Here is a 17,876-nt window from a genome sequence, read left to right as displayed (position 1 = left end):
AGGATCCACAACGCCTACGCCGAGACACTGGAAGAAGGGATTCGCCGATCCGGTGGCCGTTCGCATCGCCGTTGTCGAGCCGTTGCCGATGTTCCGGCAGGGGGTCGCGACCGTCCTGAAGGAGGCCGGGCATGCGGTGGAGACTCCTGCCGATGTGGTGGCATGGGTATGCCAGCGTGCCGGAACCCTCGTGCTACTGACAGTGGCGATGGAACCGGACTGGGAACTGCTGGGACGGCTCTGCGTCAGCACCGAGGCCATACCGGTGATCGCACTGCTGGACGACGTGACGGCCGGGCCTCGTGCGGTACGGATTGGAGCGCGGTCCGTCCTGCCACGTGATGTGACCGATGTGATTCTGCAGCGGACCGTAGCCGCGACCATCGAAGGTCAGGCCGTGATGCCGGCGGCCGTCGCGACCGCACTCGCCGCGCCTTCTGCCGCCGTCGCGACTCCCTCAGTAGAGCAGTTGGCCTGGCTGCAGAGACTGGCGACAGGTTGGACGGTCGGCCAACTCGCGGATGAGGCCGGGTATTCCGAGCGCGCGATGTTCCGGCTGTTGCAGGCGCTATATAAGCAGATGGGCGTTGAGACGCGGCTTCAGGCGATTATGCACGCGAAGGAGGTCGGTTGGCTCTGAGTTACCTAGCGGCCATCAGTTCGGCGATGACGTGACTCACCCGGCCTGAAGGCCGGCACAAGTTGAGCCGGGTGAACATGACTTCCAGACGTTTGTCCAGTGAAGCGCCCCGGGTCGGATGGAGGTGGTGGTGTGCCCCGGGTTGCGTGGAGTGGGTGGTGTGCCCCGGGTTGCGTGGAGTGGGATTGTTGGACCTCATGCCACGGTGGGTGTGTTTTCGAACTGTATCGGGGTGAGCATTCCGAGGGCGCTGTGGCGGCGTTGGCGGTTGTGCCAGATCTCCAGGTACTCGAAGATCGCGTTGGCGAGCTCGATCCGGGTGCGCCACCGCTGCCGGTCCAGCAGTTCGACCTGCATCCGGGACCAGAACGACTCGATCATGGCGTTGTCGTAGCAGTCACCGACACTGCCCATCGAGGGAACCAGGCCCGAGTCCTTGGCCCGTTGGGTGAAGACCCAGGACCCGAACTGGACGCCGTGATCGGAGTGGATCAGGGTGCCTGCCCGGGGCCTGCGCGTGTCGATGGCCATGCCGAGGGCGTTGGTGACCAGTGCGGCGTTGGGTGAGGAGTCGATGGACCAGCCGACGACCCTACGGGAGTAGGCGTCCAGGACCACGCAGCAGTACACCTTGCCTTCGCGGGTGGGGTGTTCGGTGATGTCGGTGACCCACAGCTGATCAGGACCGGTGCGGCTGAACTGCCGGTCGACCAGGTCGGTGGCGGTCTGGTCTGGCTTGACGCGCCGCCATTTGGGGCGGCCGGTGACGCCTTGCAGGCCGGCTCGGCGCATCAGCAGCTCGACTTGGCCGTGGCCAATGGTGATGCCGCGGCCGAGGGTCAGCTCGGCATGGATGCGCCGGGCTCCGTAGACGCTGCGCGAGGCCTGGTGCACCTCAGTGATGACGTCGGTCAGCCAGGCGTGTCGGACCGCGCGCTGTGACGGCGGGCGGGTGAGCCAGGCGTAGTAGCCCGACACCGACACATCCAGCACGCGGCACGCCGCCTCGACGGGGATGCCCTCGCCGGCCATCACCGCAATGGCTTGGAACCTCCTTTTGGGGGCACCACCTCTCGCACCAACTGGATCGCTCGCTGGGTCGCCGCCAGCTCAGTCTCCAACTCCGCGATGCGGGCCTTGGCCGCGGCGAGCTCAGCTTTCTCCGCACTGGTCAGCCCCGGTTCCAGGCCCCGGTCAATCCGGTCTTGGCGCCGCCACAGATAGACCGTCTGCTCGCTGATCTCCAGGTCCCGGGCCACGTCAACGACCTTGCGGCCCGCCTCCAGCAGGTCCAGCACCTTGCGTCGAAACTCCGGCGGATACCCACGACGTCCCATGCCACTCCTTCAACTCAAATGGCACAAGAATCCACTAATCCACCTCCACTACACCCGGGGCACACCAGCCTCCATCGAAACCGGGGCGCTTCAGACATTGAAATCCTCGCCGGCTGAATCGCCCCCGGGCCACGTCCGCCCATGCCGCTGGTCGCTCGCAGGTACTGATGAGCGGTGTGGGCCAGGCCAGGGGCCGGAGACCGGGTACCGCCATGGTCCTGCTCGGGCGGCGCGGCGGCTGCCCGCCATTTCTCGGCCGGTCGTGGCCGTTGCTGCTGCGCGCATACTCGGAATCGACCGCTGGCCTAGAGTCAGCCGCGTGTATTTCGTGTCTCGGTGGCGAGAGGAATCGCCGTTCAGTAAGCGGGTGGTCGCGGTACCCGACACCACCGTGCTCGGTTGGTTCCGCCGCGGCTGGAAATGCGACGACCCGGAAGCATGGATCGCCAGCGAGCTGGGCGGCCATGTCTACGGCCTCGACTCGATCTTCGACGAGGCTCAGAAGCGAAACCTGCCCGAGCCGCAGAGCATTGACGAACTGCGCGAGCTGCTGCACGAGCACCTGTGGGTCGAGGGGGACGCCGACTTCATCCGGCTCGGCGAGCATGCCCTGAGAGTGCGCACCGATGACGACGAAGTGGACCTCGCCTACTACTTCATCGACGATGAGAGCGCCGCCGCTCTGCCCGAGCGGCTCGCGTTCCTGCTGCACGACAGCTGGCCGCTGCCCACCGATGCCGTCGCGTCCGGTGCGGTCTTCAGCCCTGACGTACCGGTCCGTAGCGTCCGGCTTGCCCCACCGGGGCCCGAATCGGTCTTCTCTGTCCGCCTGTGTTGGGAATCGCCCGACGTCCATCGGAACCTGAATCTGGTCGGCGCCCTGGTCTTCCCCGGTCTGGCCCTGCCGGATCTCGCCGCTCGATTGCGGGGCACCGACGGACCCGGTGTCCACCGCTGGCCGCATGACGCCCGCCTGCTGCGGGCACTGGTCGCCCCTGGAGAGGACGACATCCGCCCAGCGATGGAGCGCTACGCCAGGCTGGGCGGATACGCTCCGGCGCCCGCCGGCATCGACCGGCCACTCGCACATGAGGCGATCCACGGCGAGATGGCGGCCATGCTTCGCTCGGTGCGGCCCGTCGAGTCCCTGACCCGGCTGGACGTCCACATTACGCAGGTCGCCCGGTACATCGACGGCTTCTTCGGGTTCGATCAATGGTTCCTGTTCGATACCCGATGGGCCGCAACCCACCCAGACCTGGCTCGCTCGCTGCTGCGCTACGCCACCTACTGGGACCCATACGCGGTATAAGGGCTTCGCCGACACCCCAGAGCCGGACGACCAGCGGCCACTCTCTCAGAAGTACGCGAGCGGCGCATCGCCGTGGCGCTGTCCCGCTACGGCAGTGGTTCACTTGTGCAGGTGTCTCGCCTCCTCGAAGCATTCCCGTACCGCCATGCGTTCGGGAGCGTGGGGCGGTGAAATCGTCGAGCAGTTGCCGGGCAGAGTTGGCGTTGGGTCAGCTCTACTGCCCTACCGAGGCCACCGACTCCCGCGTCCCGCGGATGCCGCCTGCGGCGGAGCGGGCGGCGTCAACGACCTGAAGCCGATCGCGGCAAGCAGTCCGCGACATCGTGATCGCGCGGGCTGGCCCTCGGCCGACCGTTCCGGTCAGGCGTGGCGTGCCGCACGCCGACCGGGGTCGGCCTGGCCAGGGTGACGGCGTCCGACACGAGATTGACATTGTCGCAACCTATGACTCATCCTGTTAAGACAAAGCTTGCGACATACGGAGGTGGCGGTATGCGCCAGGCCGATCACACGGAGGCTAGGCGGTGGCTGATCCGGCACGGCTTGGCCGACGCCGAGCCGTCCCCGCTGCTCGTGGCGCGGCTGGCGGTGCGGCGGCGCGCCAAGATCGCCGACAGCCTCCTGCTGGCCGCGTTCCTGATCGGCGCGGCGCTCACGCACGCGTTGGCGCTCCCCGTCCAGGTCACGTCCTCCTGGCGGCCGCTGCTAGTGCTGGCGGCGTTGGTGGCCGGGCTGCTGGTGGCGCAGTGGCTGCTCGGCTGGTGGGTTCGGCGCGTCGACCGGCGGGCCGGCGCGCAACTGTCCCGGCGGGTGGCCCATCCGGTCGAGCTCGGATGGCAGACGGTCCTGGGCCGACCGTATGCCCTGTTCACAGCCGCCACCTTCACCAGCGCCCTGCTGCTCGCGGTGAGCGTGATGCCAGTTTCGGACCCCGGCTTGCGGTACGGGGCGATCGTCGTGCTGATCGGCCTCGCCGGCACCGGCGCCGGCACCATCATGCAGCTGCGCCAAGTGCTGGCAAGCCCCGCCGTAGCCGAGGACGAGGCGTCGCTCACGGCCGATGTCATCATGCGGGTCGAGGACGCCCGTGCCCTCGTCACACCCGGCCTGGTGTGGTCAATGCCGGCCATCTTCCTGTACGGGGAATCGCTCGGCTGGTGGAACGCGGTCTCGCTGGCGCTCGTGGTCGCGGGTGCCATCGCGCTCTGGCTGATCCAGCGCCGGACCACCTGTGTCGCGACGGCGGCACGACGGGCCATGATCAGCCGATGATCGTCATCGACGCGGCCTCGCCGACGCCGCCGTACGAGCAGCTCCGGGCGCAGCTCGCGAGGCAGATCCAGGACCGCTCGCTCGCCGTCGGCACGAGACTGCCGACGATCCGCCGGCTCGCGGCCGACCTCGGCCTCGCCGTGAACACCGTCGGCCGGGCCTACCGGGAGCTGGAGGAGGCCGGGCTGATCGAGACGCGCGGACGGGCCGGCTCATTCGTCTCCGCCGCCGGAGAACCGGCCCGCGAGCAGGCCCGCCGCGCCGCCCGCGAGTACGCGGCGGTCATCGCCAGCGTCGGCATCGATCCCACCGAGGCGATCCGGATCGTCGAGGCGGCACTGGGCCATGCTTCAAGCCCATAAGACCACCGGGCTGGGCCGGAGTGGCCGCTACAGGCGGGCCCCAGTCAGGAAGGGCCGAGCAGGTCCCAGCGGTGCCCGCGATGTCGAGGAACACTGTGATACGCCCGGAGTTTTCGGTGCGCGGTGCGGTGACGAACTGGACCCGGCTGCCGTCATGCGGGCGTGGGCGGCCTCGAAGTCGTCCACCTGGAAGAAGAACCCGACGCGTCCCGCAACTTGACCGCCGACATCGGCGGACGGCCGCTCACCGTTCGCACGCGCCAGCAGGATGCCGCCGGATCATGTCGTTCCTGAATCGCCGCGCTCCGGACTACGCCGACTCTCGACGACTGTCGATCGCGTGCGGCGCACACCGGTCAGACGATCAACTGTGCGCGTCACGCGATCAACTGCGGCCGCGCGGACGAGGCGAGGCTGGAAGGCATGTCAACGCCTCAGTCCTCGCCGCCGTCCGCCGACACCGCGCCGCCCGGGTCCCCGGCACGGTCCGGCGGCTCGGCGAACTGGTCACCGATCGTCGCGCTCGCCGCCGGGATCGCGGTGCTCGTCGCCAGCGAGTTCCTGCCGGCGAGCGTGCTGCCCGCGATGGCCGCCGACCTCGGGCTCAGCGAAGGCACCGCCGGCCTGGCGGTCGCGGCGACCGCGGTCGCGGGCGCGGTCACCGCCCCCAGCATCGCGGTGCTGCTGCCGCGGACCGACCGGCGCACGGTCCTGACCTGGCTGCTGGTCGCGGCGGCCGTCTCGAACCTGGCGGTGGCGGTCGCCCCCGGTTTCGCCGTCCTGCTCCTCGGCCGGCTCGTCCTCGGCGTCGCCATCGCCGGGTACTGGTCGTTCGCGTTCGGCGCCGGAACCCGCGCCGTGCCGGGACGCGACAGCGTGGTCTCAACGTCCATCGCGCTGGGCGTCACCCTCGCGACGATCGGCGGCGTCCCGTTGGCCTCCCTGCTCGGGGACGCGGTCGGCTGGCGGCTGGTGTTCGGCGTCGCGGCGGCCCTCGGCATCGTCGCCGCCCTGGCCGTGGCCCTGACGTTGCCGCCGGTGCCCCCGCACCCGGCCGCCGGACTGGCGATGCTGCGGGCGGCGCTCGCCAACCGCCGGCTGATGGCCGGGGTGCTGGGCGTGGTCTTGGTCGCGTTCGGCAACTTCGCCGCCTTCCCCTTCATCCGGGTCGCGATCGAGGACGTCGACGCGGGCGCCACGGTATGGCTGCTGCTGGCCTGGGGCGTGGGCGGGTTGGCGGGCAACCTCGCCGCCGGGCGGTTCGCGGGACGGCTGCGCGCGGTGGTCGCCGCGGCCCCGCTGCTGCTGGCCATCGGCCTGCTGGTCACCGCGACCGCGCCGTCCCTGCCGATGCTGGCCGCGGGGGTCGTCGTGTGGGGTCTGGCCTTCAACATGGTCCCGGTCGCCACCCAACTCTGGGTGACCCGCGTCGAGCCCGAGCGTGCCGAGTCGGCCCTGTCGTTGCAAGTCACCGCATTCCAGGTGGCGATCACGCTCGGGTCGGCGTCAGGAGGCGCGCTCCTGGACGCCCGCGGCGTGCAGGCGGCCTTCCTGCTCGGCACGGGGTTCGCCGCGGCGGCCGGGCTGCTTTTCGCCGCGCTGCGCGTCCCGCGTAAGTGACGGCTCCCGCCAGGCCTGCGGCGCGACACCGTGGTGGGACGAGAACGCCCGGCTGAAGGCGGCGCTGGAGCCGTACCCGACGGCGGACGCGATGTACTCCACCGGACGCGACGGGTCTGCGAGCAGCCGGCGCGCTTCCCGCATGCGTATCTCGCGGAGCACCTCCGCGGGTCCGCGGCCGAGTGCGCGGCGGAACCGCTCGCCCAGGGCGGAACGCGACAAGTGGACCAGGCGGGCCATCCCCTCGACGGTCCACGGCTCGGCCGGACGGGCGGCCACGGCGGCCACCACCGCGGTGACGGCCTCGTCCGGAGCTCCGGCGTCGCCGCCCTGGTCCTCCTGCCAGGAGGTGGTCATCGCCGCCCCGATCAGGTTACCGTAGCTGGCGGCGAACAGGGTCGGCCGGCACGCACGTTCGAGCGGGCACCGCGTGACGAGCGCCATGACACCGCCATGCCGGGTGCCGAAGCCGCGGACCACCAGCGGGCTGGGGAGCCGCCGGACCGGGACGGCCATGCGCAGGTCCGCCACGACCAGGGCGGACTCCTCGTGCCGCCGCGACGCGGTGAGCCGGTGAGCGGTGCGGGCGTCGACGAGGACGGCGTCCCCCTCGGCGAGCGACTGCGCCTCGAACGCCGTCTCAAGCGTGAACTCGCCCGACAGCACCAGCGCCCACAGCGGGACCGGTGGTTCGGTGAGCACTGCGCCCGCCGGCAACTGGACATGGTCCATGCCCGACATCTCCCACGCCGGTTCCGAGGAGGAGGTGCCGACCTCGTCCGCCCGTGAGACATCCACGATGTTCGCCACGTGAGCTGAAGCACATGAAAGACGGCGGCCTATTCCCGCGCGCCCCGGATGGCGTCTCCAGGAGCGACGCAAACCGGATGCGCTCCGCGATACGCCGCGAGAATGTCGTGCGACAACAGGCGGGACAGGGGGCTTGACATGGGACGGGGGCTTGACATGGGACGGGCCGTATTCGTGTCAGCTTTCTCATCCAGTTCGAGGAGGACGTGTGGCCCGTGACGATGGGCCCCGAGTCCGGTCCAGGCGGATGAGCTTCCCAAGTCACGCCGGGCGTTGCCGGCCATGTACCAGCGCGTGCGCTGATACGCCGTACCGGCGTGGATGATCGACGGCGTCCGGACACGGGGACGTCGCTCGCGTCCTTGGCCGTCCTGCCCGGGCAGGTCAACCAATCCGCTACCGGCCCGTCGCCGTGTGGCACCGAATCCCAGGTGACATAGCGGTCGCTATCAGGACATCCTGGTCGCCATGGGAGCTGCCTTCGATCCGGTGACCGATGCGAGCAGGCTGGACTTCCAGTTGATGATGTGGTCACCGGTGCGGTGGGTGCACAGCCGGTCGCGTCTGGACGAGACCACCGGTTGGCTTCGGGAACACGACTACCATGTCGTTTCAGTCGACGCGTCCTGGTTGATCACGTCACACATGTTCCGGGATCTCGCTGCAGCGCTCGGATACGCCTGCCACGATCAATGGCAGTGCCTGCGCGAGGGAATGGCAGAGGCGGTCGGCGACGCATTGCGCCATTCCGCAGGCTTCGCGCTCGCCCTCAATGACTTCGACCTGTTTGCCGGCCGCCATAGGGATGAGGCTGAAGTTCTGCTCGGACTCGTAGCTCATAGCTCCTGGCAATTCGCATTGCTTGGTCGGCGCGTGCTGTGTCTGGTGCACACCGAAGACCCGAATCTCGAAATAAGACCGATCAGGATGTGGTGAGCCCCTTGCACCGTTTATTCATCAAGGACGGTGTGGTCGATCTTGAAACCCGGTGACACGGGAGCACCAACAACCTCTCTCACCTACGACTTTATCCTGAAGTTGTTGAAAGACTGAAGCAGTAAAACGCGATTTATCCTGTTGCGTTGAGGGGGTCAGGGGTTCAAATCCCCTCAGCTCCACCAACCTCAAAGGCCGGTCCCGATCACCGGAACCTGCCTTTTCAGTGCCCGCGTAGCTACGACCCCTCCCGCGGGGAGTCGAGCCGCTTGAGCGCCTTGCGCGTCGCGTCCGTTGACACCTCGCTGTAGACGTTCCACCGATGGCGCAGCACCGCCGCCCATCCCTGCTCCGCCACATCTCATTCGGGGCCGACCGGCACGACCGCCGCACCGATCTCTATCTCACGCCTCACCCGCCGATGCCAGGCCAACGGCACGGATGTGACGTCCATCTGGGTCCACAGCGACCTGGACACCATGCGCGAGTACATCAAGGAGAACTACATGTCGGATTGCTGCAGAGAGTCTGCGTTCTCGTCCCTCTCGGGTCCGCCTGGCACATCAGCGAGCCATCGATGATGTAGGGCAAGGACCAGGATCGCGACGCACGAAAACCCCGACGCCGTGACACAGACCCACAAACGACCGCCTGAGGCCACAGCGACCTGACCCGCCAAGATCATGACGGAGACGGAACCGAATATCACGCGGGAGTCATGACGGACGGCAACGCCCGCTCTGGACGTCGTGACACCAACAACACCAACAACACCAAGCCAGCCAACCGCCGCCAGCGCGGCCAGCACCAGAACGCGCCAGTCGTTCACTAGCACGACCAGCGGCATGAAACCAACAGGGAGCATGACCGCTGTCCGCCCCCAAGACGCTCGGTTGCTAGCAGGCAAGGGAGAACGCACAGCCCGAGCATACTGATCCGCAAACTGGTGCGCTCAAGCCGACCGGCCAACGCCCCATCGACGCACATCAGGGGGAATAGCCAAGACATTTGAATCAAGTCAGCCGTGTTGGTGACCTTGCTGACGGAGCCGTTGGCTGGCTGCCGCCCGAACCCGTCGTGCCCTTCCTTGGCCGGCAAGGAGGGCAAGGGCATCGGGTGATGCCAGGACTTCGACAGCCTTTCGCTGGAACCAGTCGGATGCCGAGGTGACTTGGGCGGGCGCCCATGGTCTGTCCTGGGCGATAGCAGCCAGCAGCGTCCATTCGGTCAGGCGGCGGGTGAGGAAGTCCCGCTCGCCGATGACGCCGGTCATGGTGTGGGCCCAGCCAGGAAACCGTTCGTCGGTCAGCAGGAGGCGTGCCCGGTCGTCGATGTGGCGGGCCACTGCGGCCTGTGCCATCACCGGGTCGGGATCCTGCAGGATCTCGCTCACCAACGCGGGCTCATCGCCGGCGCCCAGGGCCCGCAGGTGGCAGGCGTAACGGCGGTGCTCGTCCGGCTCGGCGGGGCCCTCAGTGGGGCTGCTCACGCGGCCGCTTCTTTCGGGACGGTCGGCGCGCGCGCCGTTGACCTCATCGATCGACGACGGCGACACGGAAGCCTGTCCGGACCGATCACCTTCGGACGGATCGGGGACTGCGGTGAGCATCTGGGATGTGCCTTCCGGACGACGCTGCAATCCCGGCTTGCTTGAGAACCTCATACGATCCGGGAAGGTACACCTTTTCCCGGGCGATCCACAGGTCTCAAGCATTGCTCCACATCAGGGAGCCCACAGCCTGCCGGTCACCACCACTTCTGAACAGCGGAAAGTCGGCAGTTCGTCCCGCCGCTGGACACGCTTTTGAGCGTTGAAGGGTTCGACGTGCACGCGGATTGAGCCATCGCCGTTTTCGTCGGCTCCCGTAGGCTTCCGATCATGTACCGTCCGAGCGCACGCTTCAGACGTACCAACGCCGAGCGACAGGATCAACTGCTCTCGTGGAACCGGGATGACGTGGCGTTCTTCGCCGCCGGAGCTTGCCACATCCTGGCGTACGCGTTCCTGGAGACCTATCCGGATGCCGGCTTTCAACCTGTAGGGCTTTGGCCACGCGATGCGCCGGACCCCGGTCATGTCTACGTCACGGATGGCACCTGGGCCTTCGACCACGACGGATGGACCCCGCAGGCAGAACTTCTGAGTGCCACACGCGCTGCCGAACCGCAGAGTGGCTTTCAGCCGTGTCTGATCCACATGGATCTCGACACGTTCTGCGTGCGCCACCACCACCGGCCCCGGCAGTTCTTTGCCTTCGATCCGTGGGAGCGGGCTGTGCGGTACATCGCCCAGTTTCCCGCCCCGCACGCTAACGCCAATGCCAACAACAGGTGGGTCGCGAGCGGGTCAGCGGACAATTAACGCCCATCGGGATAGAAGTTCGGGTCGTTCTCGTCAGGGCTAACCGGTGCGTACTGGCGCAACTCGCCATCCCTCAGCATCCACAGTCTGAAGAACGACTCCTCCTGGTCCATCACGAAGACTTGCAGCGCGTTGGGGCACCGCCAGGGCATCTGCGCGATGTGATCCAGGACTGCGTTCAAGTCGGCATGGTTGAGCGCGCCGGCCCACACCTCGCACTCCGGATACTTCCATCCTCCCCATGCTGAGTCCCGCCCAGTGGTTTCACCGAGAAAGCCGACACCACGTTCCGGCGTATCCCACCCCCGCGGGGCTTCCCTCCTCAGCCACTCGCTGAGCGACTCCACAAGCGTGCGGTCTTCCATATCTACCGACACCATCACGTTGGCCACCCAGCTCACATCCCGATTGTCCACCCGGTCGTCCCACCAGAGCGACCCGAACTCACTGGAACCGCTCGCAACACCGGAGGTACGTCGCGGCGTGGACCAGACAGAAGTGAGCTGTCAGCCGACCCGCGCACGTTGCTCGTTGATCGCCAACAATGCCGAGCCAGGCAGCACCTGCGGCATGTGCGGCGGCTCAAAGCATGGCCGCGAGCGTCATGAATGTCGCGTAGCGGCGGGTGCCATCGGGGAATCGGACCGTGGCATCGGCTTCTTGCGCCGTCAGCGGGTCCTGCCCCTCCCACCGAGGGATCACCAACTCGAACGAGGGATCGACGACGCGGAAGAAGCCTCCGTCCACCCGGATATCGATCACGCCCCGATGCTAACGCTGGTGCTAGCAACATCTGTTTGACGAGCACGGACAGTCCCGGACGCCTTCGGTCTTGCTATGGATCAGAAGTTTTGAGCTGAGGCCTCGGGCTCAGAAAGCGGCCAACAGTGGCTTTGCTGTGCAGCGCACGTTGGCGCCTTGGCTGACTGCCGATGCGAGGTACGTGACCGTCGCCCAGAGGACATCTTGTGGTGCGTGCTGAGGGCTGGGTGACTGGAGGCTCACACCCGATGCGGACGGTGCGTCCGAGGTATCCATGCGGAGGAGCGGATGACGGGGCTTTCGGCGCAACTTCCGGCCCTCGTGGGTGTGGTGGTGGGTGCGGCGTCGTCGTACCTGGCTACTTCAGCGACCGAAAGAGCCCGCTGGAAACGGCAGACACGGGTGCGTTGGGACGAGCAACGCGCCATCGTGTACACCGAGTACGGTCATGCGGTCATCCGTTGTGTTGCTCTCGCACGCAGAGTCGCATCCGGACGCGGCGTCGGCCACTACCCGCATCCGCTGATCCTCGATGAGGGCAGGACCGAACTGTCGGCCGCAGAAGCTGAGCGCGAGGTTCGGTGGGAGTCGGTTCTGCTGCTGGGCTCGGCAGAGGCGATCCTTGCCGCAAGGTTGTGGCATCGGACCGTATGGACGCTACGACGAGCGGCATTGGGCGAAGTGGACACGGATTGGTCTTCGACGCTCGCCGAAGCCGGCCGTCGGCGCCGGGCCTTCTACGAGGCGGCGCGGCGAGATCTCGGTGTCAAGGGATCGCTGCCCGACGTGGGAGATGAGGGACTCTGACACAGAGGCGCACAACGGCATACGGGATCACGTGTGCGGCGCACGTTGTAGCTGGGGTGGGCGGTTGTGGGGGCGGGGGCCGGTCGGTTGCGTCGAGGGGGCGGGGGCGGGTCTTTTCGGTTTTGCGGCGCTTGGGAGGGGTGAGGCCGACCCGGGGTTTTGGGTCGGCCTCTGGGGTTAGGCGACGGCGGTTGCTTCTAGTTCGACCATCAAGGGTGGGAGTGCCAGGCGGGTCACGCCCAGCATGGTGGTGGTCGGGGCTACTCCGGCGGTGGCGAGACGGGAGGCCAGGACGGCGTAGTGCTGGAAGAGTTGGTCGACGTCGGTTGTGTAGACGTTGAGCCGGATGAGGTTTTCCAGGGTCATGCCGGCCTCGTCCAGGACGGTTTCCAGGTTGTCGAGGCTCAGGGTCAGTTGTGCCTTCATGTCGTCGGGGTGCTGGGGGTTGCCGTCGGCGTTCATCGCGGTCTGGCCGGAGATGTAGAGGGTTCGGGTCTCACCGGAGACGGCTTCGGCCTGGTTGTAGCCCATCTGGACTGACCACGGCCAGGGGTTGACCGGCGTGCGCTCTATGGTCATTGCGGCTCCGTTCGTTGGGAGTAGTCGGCTCTGGTGGCCGACGTGGTGAGAGCCTGCCAACTAATCACGACATCCTGTGTCATGTATTCGCTAGGGTTTTCGGGTGCGTGCCGACCGGTTGGTTTCGCTGGTGCTGCTGCTGCGCCGGCGCGGTCGGTTGTCCGCGGCCACGCTGGCTCGCGAGCTGGAGGTGTCCACGCGGACCGTCCTGCGGGACATCGAGGCGTTGTCGGCGGCCGGGGTTCCCGTGTACGCCGAGCGCGGGCGGCATGGGGGTTTTGAGCTGCTGCCCGGTTTTCAGACGGAGCTCACCGGGCTGAACCACGATGAGGCGCTGGCATTGCTGATCGCCGGGTCGCGGCGGGGCGCGCAGGCGTTCGGGCTCGGGTCGGCGCTGGCGTCGGCCATGCTCAAGGTCGTTGACGCGCTCCCGGAAAGCCAGCGGGACGTTGCGGCGGGGGCGGCTCAGCGGTTGCTCATCGATCCGGAGATCGACCTTCTTTCGCGGCGGCAGGTCGCCGAGGAGGTGCCCGATGTCGTGGTGGCCGAGGTTCGGCAGGCGGTGTTCGCGGGGCACAAGTTGCGCATCCGCTATGTGGCCAAGGGTGGGGCGCCCCAGTGGCGGACGGTGGATCCGGTTGGTCTGGTGACCGTTCGGGATCTGGGCTACCTGCTTGCGAGGAGGGACGGTGAGGACCGCACCTACCGGCTATCTCGGATCCTGGCCGCTGAGGAGCTCGACGAGCCCGCTCAGCGGCCGGAGCAGGTCGATCTGGACCGGGTCTGGCAGGAGCGCAGCACGCGGTTCCGGACCGGGGGCGACCAGGTCGCCGTGCTGGTGCGGGTGAATCCGGCGCGGCGGGACGAGCTCGTCGGTACCGCGCTGGCCGTCCTCGACGAAGAAGCCGAGCCGGATGGGTGGGTGCGGCTAGAAGTGACCTTCCAAGACCGGAGGCACGCCGAGTGGGCGCTTTGGCAGCTCGCCACCAGCGCGGAGGCATTGGAACCGGAGTGGTTGCGTACTTCGCTGCGCGATCGGGCTGCCGCTATCGCTGCTTGCTATGGCGTCGGCCCTAGCGGCGCACCTTGAAGCCCAGGTGCAGGACGCCGTCGCCCTGGATGACCGTGTGCGGGTGCTCCAATAGGTGCTGGCCGTTGACGGTGCCGAAGTAGCGTTTGCCCGTTCCGAATACTGCGGGCACCAGGTCCATGGCCACCTCGTCCACTAGGCCGGCTTCGAGAAGTTGGCCGCCCACGTTGCCTGCGTTCACGCTGATGGTTCGGTCGTCGGCGAGTTCTCGGGCCTTGGCGATCGCCGCCGTTATGTCGTTCACGAAATGGTAGGACGCCTCGGGGTGCCAGCCTTCGGGCTTTGGCCGGTGCGAAACCACGACCACGTGGTCTCCGGCGGGCGGATGGCCCTCCCAGCCGTTCACCAGGTCGAACAGGGTGCGGCCCATCACGATGGTGCCGATCCCGTCCCAGATCGGCCGGATGTACTCCGCCGATGCTCTGGAGACCTTGAAGGCGGTTCCGGCTCCGGAATGGTCGAACTGCTCGTCGCCGGTGTCGGTGATCGGGGTGTCTCCGTTGAAGTACCAGTCATGGAGCGGCCCGACGTCGTCGTTCTCGTCGGCGATGAAGCCGTCCACCGACACCGCGCAGTGCATGATCACTGGGCCCATGAGGTCTCCTCCGGTCGTTTGCGCCTCGGCCTGCGATCCTGGCGCCCTGGGGAGCGGGCGGGATTGTAAAAAATCAATCGGCGGGCATCGGGCCGCTGTCCGGCGGGAACGCCGCGTCGGCGGGGAAGCGGCGCCGCAGGGCCAGGTATTGCGTCGGGGTGTGGCCGGTGAAGTCCTTGAACTCCCTGATGAAGTGGGCCTGGTCGAAATAGCCCGCCATATGGGCGAGGTCCGGCCAGTCGACCGGACGCCGGGCGTCCACGGAGAGGATCAGCCGCGCGAAGCGGTAGATCCGTGCCACCCGCTTCGGGGTGACGCCGACATGGGACTTGAACTGCGCGGCCAGGTGGTTTCCGCTTACCCCTGCGGCATCGGCCAGCGCGCCGACCGGTATCGCGCCATGGCCGGTCTCTAGGCGCCCGGCGGTGTGCTGGACGAGGTCGAGGCCGAGCGAAGGTGTGTCGATGAGTCGCGCTCGCAGTTCGTTTTCCACGGCGCGCAGTGTCTCGGCGGCCGATGTGATGTCGCCGATCTGGTTTCGGATTCGGTCTACGGAGCGTTGCCAGACTGCGTCTACCGGCACCCATCGGTCACGTAGTTCGGACGCCGGAATGTCGATGAACGGCGAAAGCCCCCACGGTTTGAAGTGCACCCCGACCAACCGCACTCGTGCGGGGTATTCGATGAGGAAACGCCTCGTCCATATGCCCATGAACCAGCCGTCGGCGACCATCGCCGGCGGCACAGAAGGGTCGGAGTCCCGCAGGCGGGCGGGTTCACCCAGGTTGATGAACAGGTGAGCCGACGGCATCGGCGGCACGTTCAGCCGGCGGTGGCGCGGCACTCCGGACATGCAGTAGATGTCGTCGATGAACCGGTCCAGCGGCGGCGCGGGCACCCGGCCGACGTAGTCCATCGAACCAGTGTGGACGAAGACGGTTCAGGTCAGGCGTTGTTTGGCCTGCGGCCACGGGGTCAGATCCGTGGCGTCCTCGCTCATCATGACCTCCTCCTCGTACCAGCCGGTTCCCGAGAGCCAGGACTGGAGCCAGGAGGCGATGCTGTCGGCGTCCTCGTACCAGGCAACGCTCCAGTCGTCCTCTACGGCGTTGGGTTCGTAGAGGAGGACGGGGCCCCGGGGGTCGGTGCAATCGACCGCCGCGTACATCGCGCAGCCCCAGTCGAGGATGGGGACGACTCCGGCCGGCCATTCGCCGGGGACGTATTCGGCGTGATACGAGCCCACGACGGTGCGGCCTTCGCCGATCAGGGGCAGGAGTTGGTAGTCGGGGCCGAAACCGCCATTGCCGACCTCCTGGTAGAGGCGAGCGAGGAGGGGCGGCAGGGGAAATCCCAGAGCCGTTTCCGCTTCTCGCACCTGCTCGGGGGTGGCAGGGGTCAGTTCGGCCGATGACTCCTGGGCCGCTCGTTCCGCGACCAGCTTCAGCAACTCGTCGTGCTCCGTCACCCGACTCATTATGGCGATCGCCTCTGACATTGGAGGGCGGCCCTCGGCAGTCAGGGGGTGACGATGGGGAAGTTCGGGTCGGGCGTGTCCAGGACGGCGACGAGCCGCCGCAGGGCGGCGCCGTCTCCGGAGGCGGCCACGCCGCCGGGGTCCTCGCCGGACGCGAGCTTGAACAGCATCGGCCTGGTGAGCGTCAGCGTCAGGTCGGCGCCTCCCGTCTCGCCGGTGGGGCGATGGGTGAGGACGCCGTTCGACAGGGTCATCCGGTAGCGCTCACCGCTGTCGGTGAAGTCCCAGTCGATGGTCAGGTGCTCGTCCCACGCCTTGGGGCCGTCCACCCGGATCGCCATCGAGTCGAAGACCTGCTCGACGGTCAGCCCGGCGGTCATGCCGCCGGCGATGCTCATCGGGAGCGGCCTGACGCCCTCGCGCAGTTCCATCGCCCCGGTCAGGAAGAAGTTGCGCCAGGTCCCGTTCTCCGCGCCCTCGCCGAGCCGCCGGTAGACGTCCGCGAGCGCCGCCTTCCCGTCGTCGTTGGACGGGTCGGCGAACACCACATGGTTCAGCAGCGTCGCGGCGAACCGGAGATCGCCCTGCGCGGCGTAGTCGCGGGCCATCGCCATCACCTTCGACGCCCCGCCCATGCACTCGACGTACCGCTGCGACTCCTGGACGGGCGGATGCCGCCACAGGTGCGCCGGGTTCCCGTCGAACCAGCCCATGTACCGCTGGTAGACGGCCTTGACGTTGTGGCTGACGGAGCCGTAGTAGCCGCGCGCGTGCCACGCTTCGGCCAGGGCCGGCGGCAGCTCCATCATCTCGGCGATCTCGATGCCGGTGTGGCCCTGGTTGAGCAGCCGCAGCGTCTGGTCGTGCAGGTAGGCGTACAGGTCGCGCTGCTGGGACAGGTACGTGACGACGGCCTCGCGGCCCCAGGTCGGCCAGTGGTGGGAGGCGAACGCGACGTCGGTGGCGTCGGCGAACAGGGTGATCGCCTCGTCCAGGTACCGCGCCCACATCCGCGCGTCCCGGACGAGCGCGCCGCGCAGAGTCAGCAGGTTGTGCAGGTTGTGGGTGGCGTTCTCCGCCAGGCACAGCGCCCGCCGTCCGGGGAAGTGGAAGTTCATCTCCGCCGGGGCCTCGGTGCCCGGGGTCAGCTGGAACGCGATCCTGACACCGTCGATGACCTCTTCTTGGCCCGTCCGGGTGACGTCAGTGTTCGGCGGAAGCAGGGAGACGCGTCCGGTCGAGGCGGTCTGGCCGAGTCCGGTGCCGACCATCCCGGCCGGGCCCCGGTCGAGGTTGGCGCCGGTGTGGTAGGCGCCGCGGCGGGCCATCGCCGTCCCCGCGTAGACGTTCTCCGCGACCGCGTGCTCCAGGAACCCCGCCGGCGCCAGGATGGGGATCCCGTCCGGGTTCCCGGCCGGGACGACGCCCTCCGCGCCGCCGAAGTGGTCGACGTGGGAGTGGGTGTAGACGAGCCCGGTCACCGGGCGGTCCCCGCGGTGCTCCCGGTACAGGGCGAGCGCGGCCTCCGCCGTCTCCACCGAGACGAGCGGGTCGATCACGATGACTCCGCGGCCCCCCTCGACCAGGGTCATGTTCGACAGGTCCAGCCCGCGGACCTGGTAGATCCCGTCCGTCACCGCGAAAAGACCCTGCTTGGCGCACAGCTGCGACTGCCGCCACAGCGACGGGTTCACGGTGTCCGGGCACGGCCCGTCGAGGAACGCGAAGGCGTCGCAGTCCCACACGACGCGCCCGCCGGCGTCCCTCACCTGACCGGGAGTCAGCGGGGCGACCAGGCCCCGCTCGGCGTTCTCGAAGTCGGTCCGATCGTCGAAAGAGAGTCCGCCCATGGTTCTCATTTAGCGCGACGACGAGTAGATCCCGGGTCACCGGCGGGCAAGTCCTTGGCCGAGTT

The 17,876-nt window shown here is 67.8% G+C and carries 18 protein-coding genes and 1 pseudogene; 9 read left to right on the top strand and 10 right to left on the bottom strand.

Annotated features, from left to right (window positions below; translation table 11 throughout):
- The first annotated feature begins 52 nt into the window (after window positions 1–52).
- Window positions 53–640: a hypothetical protein gene (locus tag ACGFI1_RS06685; protein ID WP_392783763.1), complete on the top strand. Its 588-nt coding sequence runs from the start codon at window positions 53–55 to the stop codon at window positions 638–640.
- Between the two features lie 195 nt (window positions 641–835).
- Here the strand turns inward: ACGFI1_RS06685 and ACGFI1_RS06680 are convergent.
- Window positions 836–1,977: pseudogene (locus tag ACGFI1_RS06680) on the bottom strand (IS3 family transposase).
- A 319-nt stretch (window positions 1,978–2,296) separates the two neighbouring features.
- On the opposite strand from ACGFI1_RS06680, the gene ACGFI1_RS06675 reads away from it, so the two are divergent.
- The 4 genes from ACGFI1_RS06675 to ACGFI1_RS06660 all read left to right on the top strand — a co-directional run bounded on the left by ACGFI1_RS06675 (window position 2,297) and on the right by ACGFI1_RS06660 (window position 6,543).
- A complete protein-coding gene (locus ACGFI1_RS06675) occupies window positions 2,297–3,289 on the top strand; it encodes a hypothetical protein (protein ID WP_392783760.1) in 993 nt (330 codons plus the stop codon).
- Window positions 3,290–3,781: 492 nt separating this feature from the next.
- Window positions 3,782–4,561, top strand: coding sequence for a hypothetical protein (locus tag ACGFI1_RS06670; RefSeq protein WP_392783758.1), 780 nt, complete (start codon window positions 3,782–3,784; stop codon window positions 4,559–4,561).
- Entirely contained in the window at window positions 4,558–4,923 is a 366-nt protein-coding gene (locus ACGFI1_RS06665) for a GntR family transcriptional regulator (protein ID WP_138636129.1), read from the top strand. Before ACGFI1_RS06670 ends, ACGFI1_RS06665 begins: the two co-directional genes overlap by 4 nt.
- 423 nt (window positions 4,924–5,346) lie before the next feature.
- The gene (locus ACGFI1_RS06660) at window positions 5,347–6,543 is read left to right on the top strand and encodes an MFS transporter (protein WP_392783755.1); all 1,197 of its coding nucleotides are present in this window, start codon (window positions 5,347–5,349) and stop codon (window positions 6,541–6,543) included.
- Here the strand turns inward: ACGFI1_RS06660 and ACGFI1_RS06655 are convergent.
- Window positions 6,430–7,341: a helix-turn-helix transcriptional regulator gene (locus ACGFI1_RS06655; RefSeq protein ID WP_392783752.1), complete on the bottom strand. Its 912-nt coding sequence runs from the start codon at window positions 7,339–7,341 to the stop codon at window positions 6,430–6,432. The two genes, ACGFI1_RS06660 and ACGFI1_RS06655, sit on opposite strands and share 114 nt — an antisense overlap.
- A gap of 480 nt (window positions 7,342–7,821) precedes the next feature.
- Here ACGFI1_RS06655 and ACGFI1_RS06650 point away from each other — a divergent pair, with 480 nt between their 5' ends.
- Window positions 7,822–8,289: a hypothetical protein gene (locus ACGFI1_RS06650; protein ID WP_392783749.1), complete on the top strand. Its 468-nt coding sequence runs from the start codon at window positions 7,822–7,824 to the stop codon at window positions 8,287–8,289.
- Between the two features lie 1,018 nt (window positions 8,290–9,307).
- Here ACGFI1_RS06650 and ACGFI1_RS06645 read toward each other — a convergent pair.
- Window positions 9,308–9,898: a hypothetical protein gene (locus ACGFI1_RS06645; RefSeq protein WP_392783747.1), complete on the bottom strand. Its 591-nt coding sequence runs from the start codon at window positions 9,896–9,898 to the stop codon at window positions 9,308–9,310.
- A gap of 270 nt (window positions 9,899–10,168) precedes the next feature.
- Between ACGFI1_RS06645 and ACGFI1_RS06640 the strand changes: the two genes are divergently transcribed.
- A complete protein-coding gene (locus ACGFI1_RS06640) occupies window positions 10,169–10,651 on the top strand; it encodes a hypothetical protein (protein ID WP_392783745.1) in 483 nt (160 codons plus the stop codon).
- Here ACGFI1_RS06640 and ACGFI1_RS06635 read toward each other — a convergent pair.
- Together ACGFI1_RS06635 and ACGFI1_RS06630 are read right to left on the bottom strand one after the other, a co-directional pair.
- Window positions 10,648–11,052 carry a hypothetical protein gene (locus ACGFI1_RS06635; protein ID WP_386876768.1) on the bottom strand — a complete coding sequence of 135 codons (405 nt, stop codon included), beginning with the start codon at window positions 11,050–11,052 and terminating at the stop codon, window positions 10,648–10,650. The genes ACGFI1_RS06640 and ACGFI1_RS06635 overlap by 4 nt on opposite strands.
- Before the next feature lie 181 nt (window positions 11,053–11,233).
- Window positions 11,234–11,413 carry a hypothetical protein gene (locus tag ACGFI1_RS06630; RefSeq protein ID WP_386876770.1) on the bottom strand — a complete coding sequence of 60 codons (180 nt, stop codon included), beginning with the start codon at window positions 11,411–11,413 and terminating at the stop codon, window positions 11,234–11,236.
- A gap of 288 nt (window positions 11,414–11,701) precedes the next feature.
- On the opposite strand from ACGFI1_RS06630, the gene ACGFI1_RS06625 reads away from it, so the two are divergent.
- Window positions 11,702–12,220: a hypothetical protein gene (locus tag ACGFI1_RS06625; RefSeq protein ID WP_392783742.1), complete on the top strand. Its 519-nt coding sequence runs from the start codon at window positions 11,702–11,704 to the stop codon at window positions 12,218–12,220.
- 177 nt (window positions 12,221–12,397) lie between these two features.
- Here the strand turns inward: ACGFI1_RS06625 and ACGFI1_RS06620 are convergent, their stop codons facing one another.
- On the bottom strand, window positions 12,398–12,793 hold the full coding sequence (locus tag ACGFI1_RS06620) for a RidA family protein (RefSeq protein WP_301176599.1): 396 nt from the start codon (window positions 12,791–12,793) through the stop codon (window positions 12,398–12,400).
- 109 nt (window positions 12,794–12,902) lie between these two features.
- Here ACGFI1_RS06620 and ACGFI1_RS06615 point away from each other — a divergent pair, with 109 nt between their 5' ends.
- Window positions 12,903–13,889: a helix-turn-helix transcriptional regulator gene (locus ACGFI1_RS06615; protein WP_392783739.1), complete on the top strand. Its 987-nt coding sequence runs from the start codon at window positions 12,903–12,905 to the stop codon at window positions 13,887–13,889.
- Here ACGFI1_RS06615 and ACGFI1_RS06610 read toward each other — a convergent pair.
- The 4 genes from ACGFI1_RS06610 to ACGFI1_RS06595 form a co-directional block, all read right to left on the bottom strand.
- Window positions 13,873–14,484 carry a dihydrofolate reductase family protein gene (locus ACGFI1_RS06610; RefSeq protein WP_392783736.1) on the bottom strand — a complete coding sequence of 204 codons (612 nt, stop codon included), beginning with the start codon at window positions 14,482–14,484 and terminating at the stop codon, window positions 13,873–13,875. The genes ACGFI1_RS06615 and ACGFI1_RS06610 overlap by 17 nt on opposite strands.
- A gap of 73 nt (window positions 14,485–14,557) precedes the next feature.
- The gene (locus ACGFI1_RS06605) at window positions 14,558–15,400 is read right to left on the bottom strand and encodes an AraC family transcriptional regulator (RefSeq protein ID WP_392783733.1); all 843 of its coding nucleotides are present in this window, start codon (window positions 15,398–15,400) and stop codon (window positions 14,558–14,560) included.
- A gap of 24 nt (window positions 15,401–15,424) precedes the next feature.
- On the bottom strand, window positions 15,425–15,952 hold the full coding sequence (locus tag ACGFI1_RS06600) for an SMI1/KNR4 family protein (protein ID WP_387071547.1): 528 nt from the start codon (window positions 15,950–15,952) through the stop codon (window positions 15,425–15,427).
- 50 nt (window positions 15,953–16,002) lie between these two features.
- Window positions 16,003–17,811 (bottom strand): alkyl/aryl-sulfatase, encoded by a 1,809-nt coding sequence (locus tag ACGFI1_RS06595; RefSeq protein ID WP_392783730.1) that lies wholly within the window; start codon window positions 17,809–17,811, stop codon window positions 16,003–16,005.
- Window positions 17,812–17,876 lie beyond the last annotated feature (65 nt).

Origin of the sequence: Actinomadura geliboluensis (genome assembly GCF_043197915.1) — a bacterium.
In the GTDB taxonomy this organism is placed as follows: domain Bacteria; phylum Actinomycetota; class Actinomycetes; order Streptosporangiales; family Streptosporangiaceae; genus Spirillospora; species Spirillospora geliboluensis.
Note: the sequence above shows the minus strand (reverse complement) of the source record. Positions and strands in the feature narration are given on the sequence as shown.

Excerpts from the sequence above, each read along its gene's own strand:
- ACGFI1_RS06625 (WP_392783742.1), top strand. The coding sequence starts at position 11,702 with ATGACGGGGCTTTCGGCGCAACTTCCGGCCCTCGTGGGTGTGGTGGTG.
- ACGFI1_RS06610 (WP_392783736.1), bottom strand. The coding sequence starts at position 14,484 with ATGGGCCCAGTGATCATGCACTGCGCGGTGTCGGTGGACGGCTTCATC.
- ACGFI1_RS06605 (WP_392783733.1), bottom strand. The coding sequence starts at position 15,400 with ATGGACTACGTCGGCCGGGTGCCCGCGCCGCCGCTGGACCGGTTCATC.
- ACGFI1_RS06595 (WP_392783730.1), bottom strand. The coding sequence starts at position 17,811 with ATGGGCGGACTCTCTTTCGACGATCGGACCGACTTCGAGAACGCCGAG.
- ACGFI1_RS06665 (WP_138636129.1), top strand. The coding sequence starts at position 4,558 with ATGATCGTCATCGACGCGGCCTCGCCGACGCCGCCGTACGAGCAGCTC.
- ACGFI1_RS06650 (WP_392783749.1), top strand. The coding sequence starts at position 7,822 with ATGGGAGCTGCCTTCGATCCGGTGACCGATGCGAGCAGGCTGGACTTC.
- ACGFI1_RS06660 (WP_392783755.1), top strand. The coding sequence starts at position 5,347 with ATGTCAACGCCTCAGTCCTCGCCGCCGTCCGCCGACACCGCGCCGCCC.
- ACGFI1_RS06670 (WP_392783758.1), top strand. The coding sequence starts at position 3,782 with ATGCGCCAGGCCGATCACACGGAGGCTAGGCGGTGGCTGATCCGGCAC.
- ACGFI1_RS06645 (WP_392783747.1), bottom strand. The coding sequence starts at position 9,898 with ATGCTCACCGCAGTCCCCGATCCGTCCGAAGGTGATCGGTCCGGACAG.
- ACGFI1_RS06640 (WP_392783745.1), top strand. The coding sequence starts at position 10,169 with ATGTACCGTCCGAGCGCACGCTTCAGACGTACCAACGCCGAGCGACAG.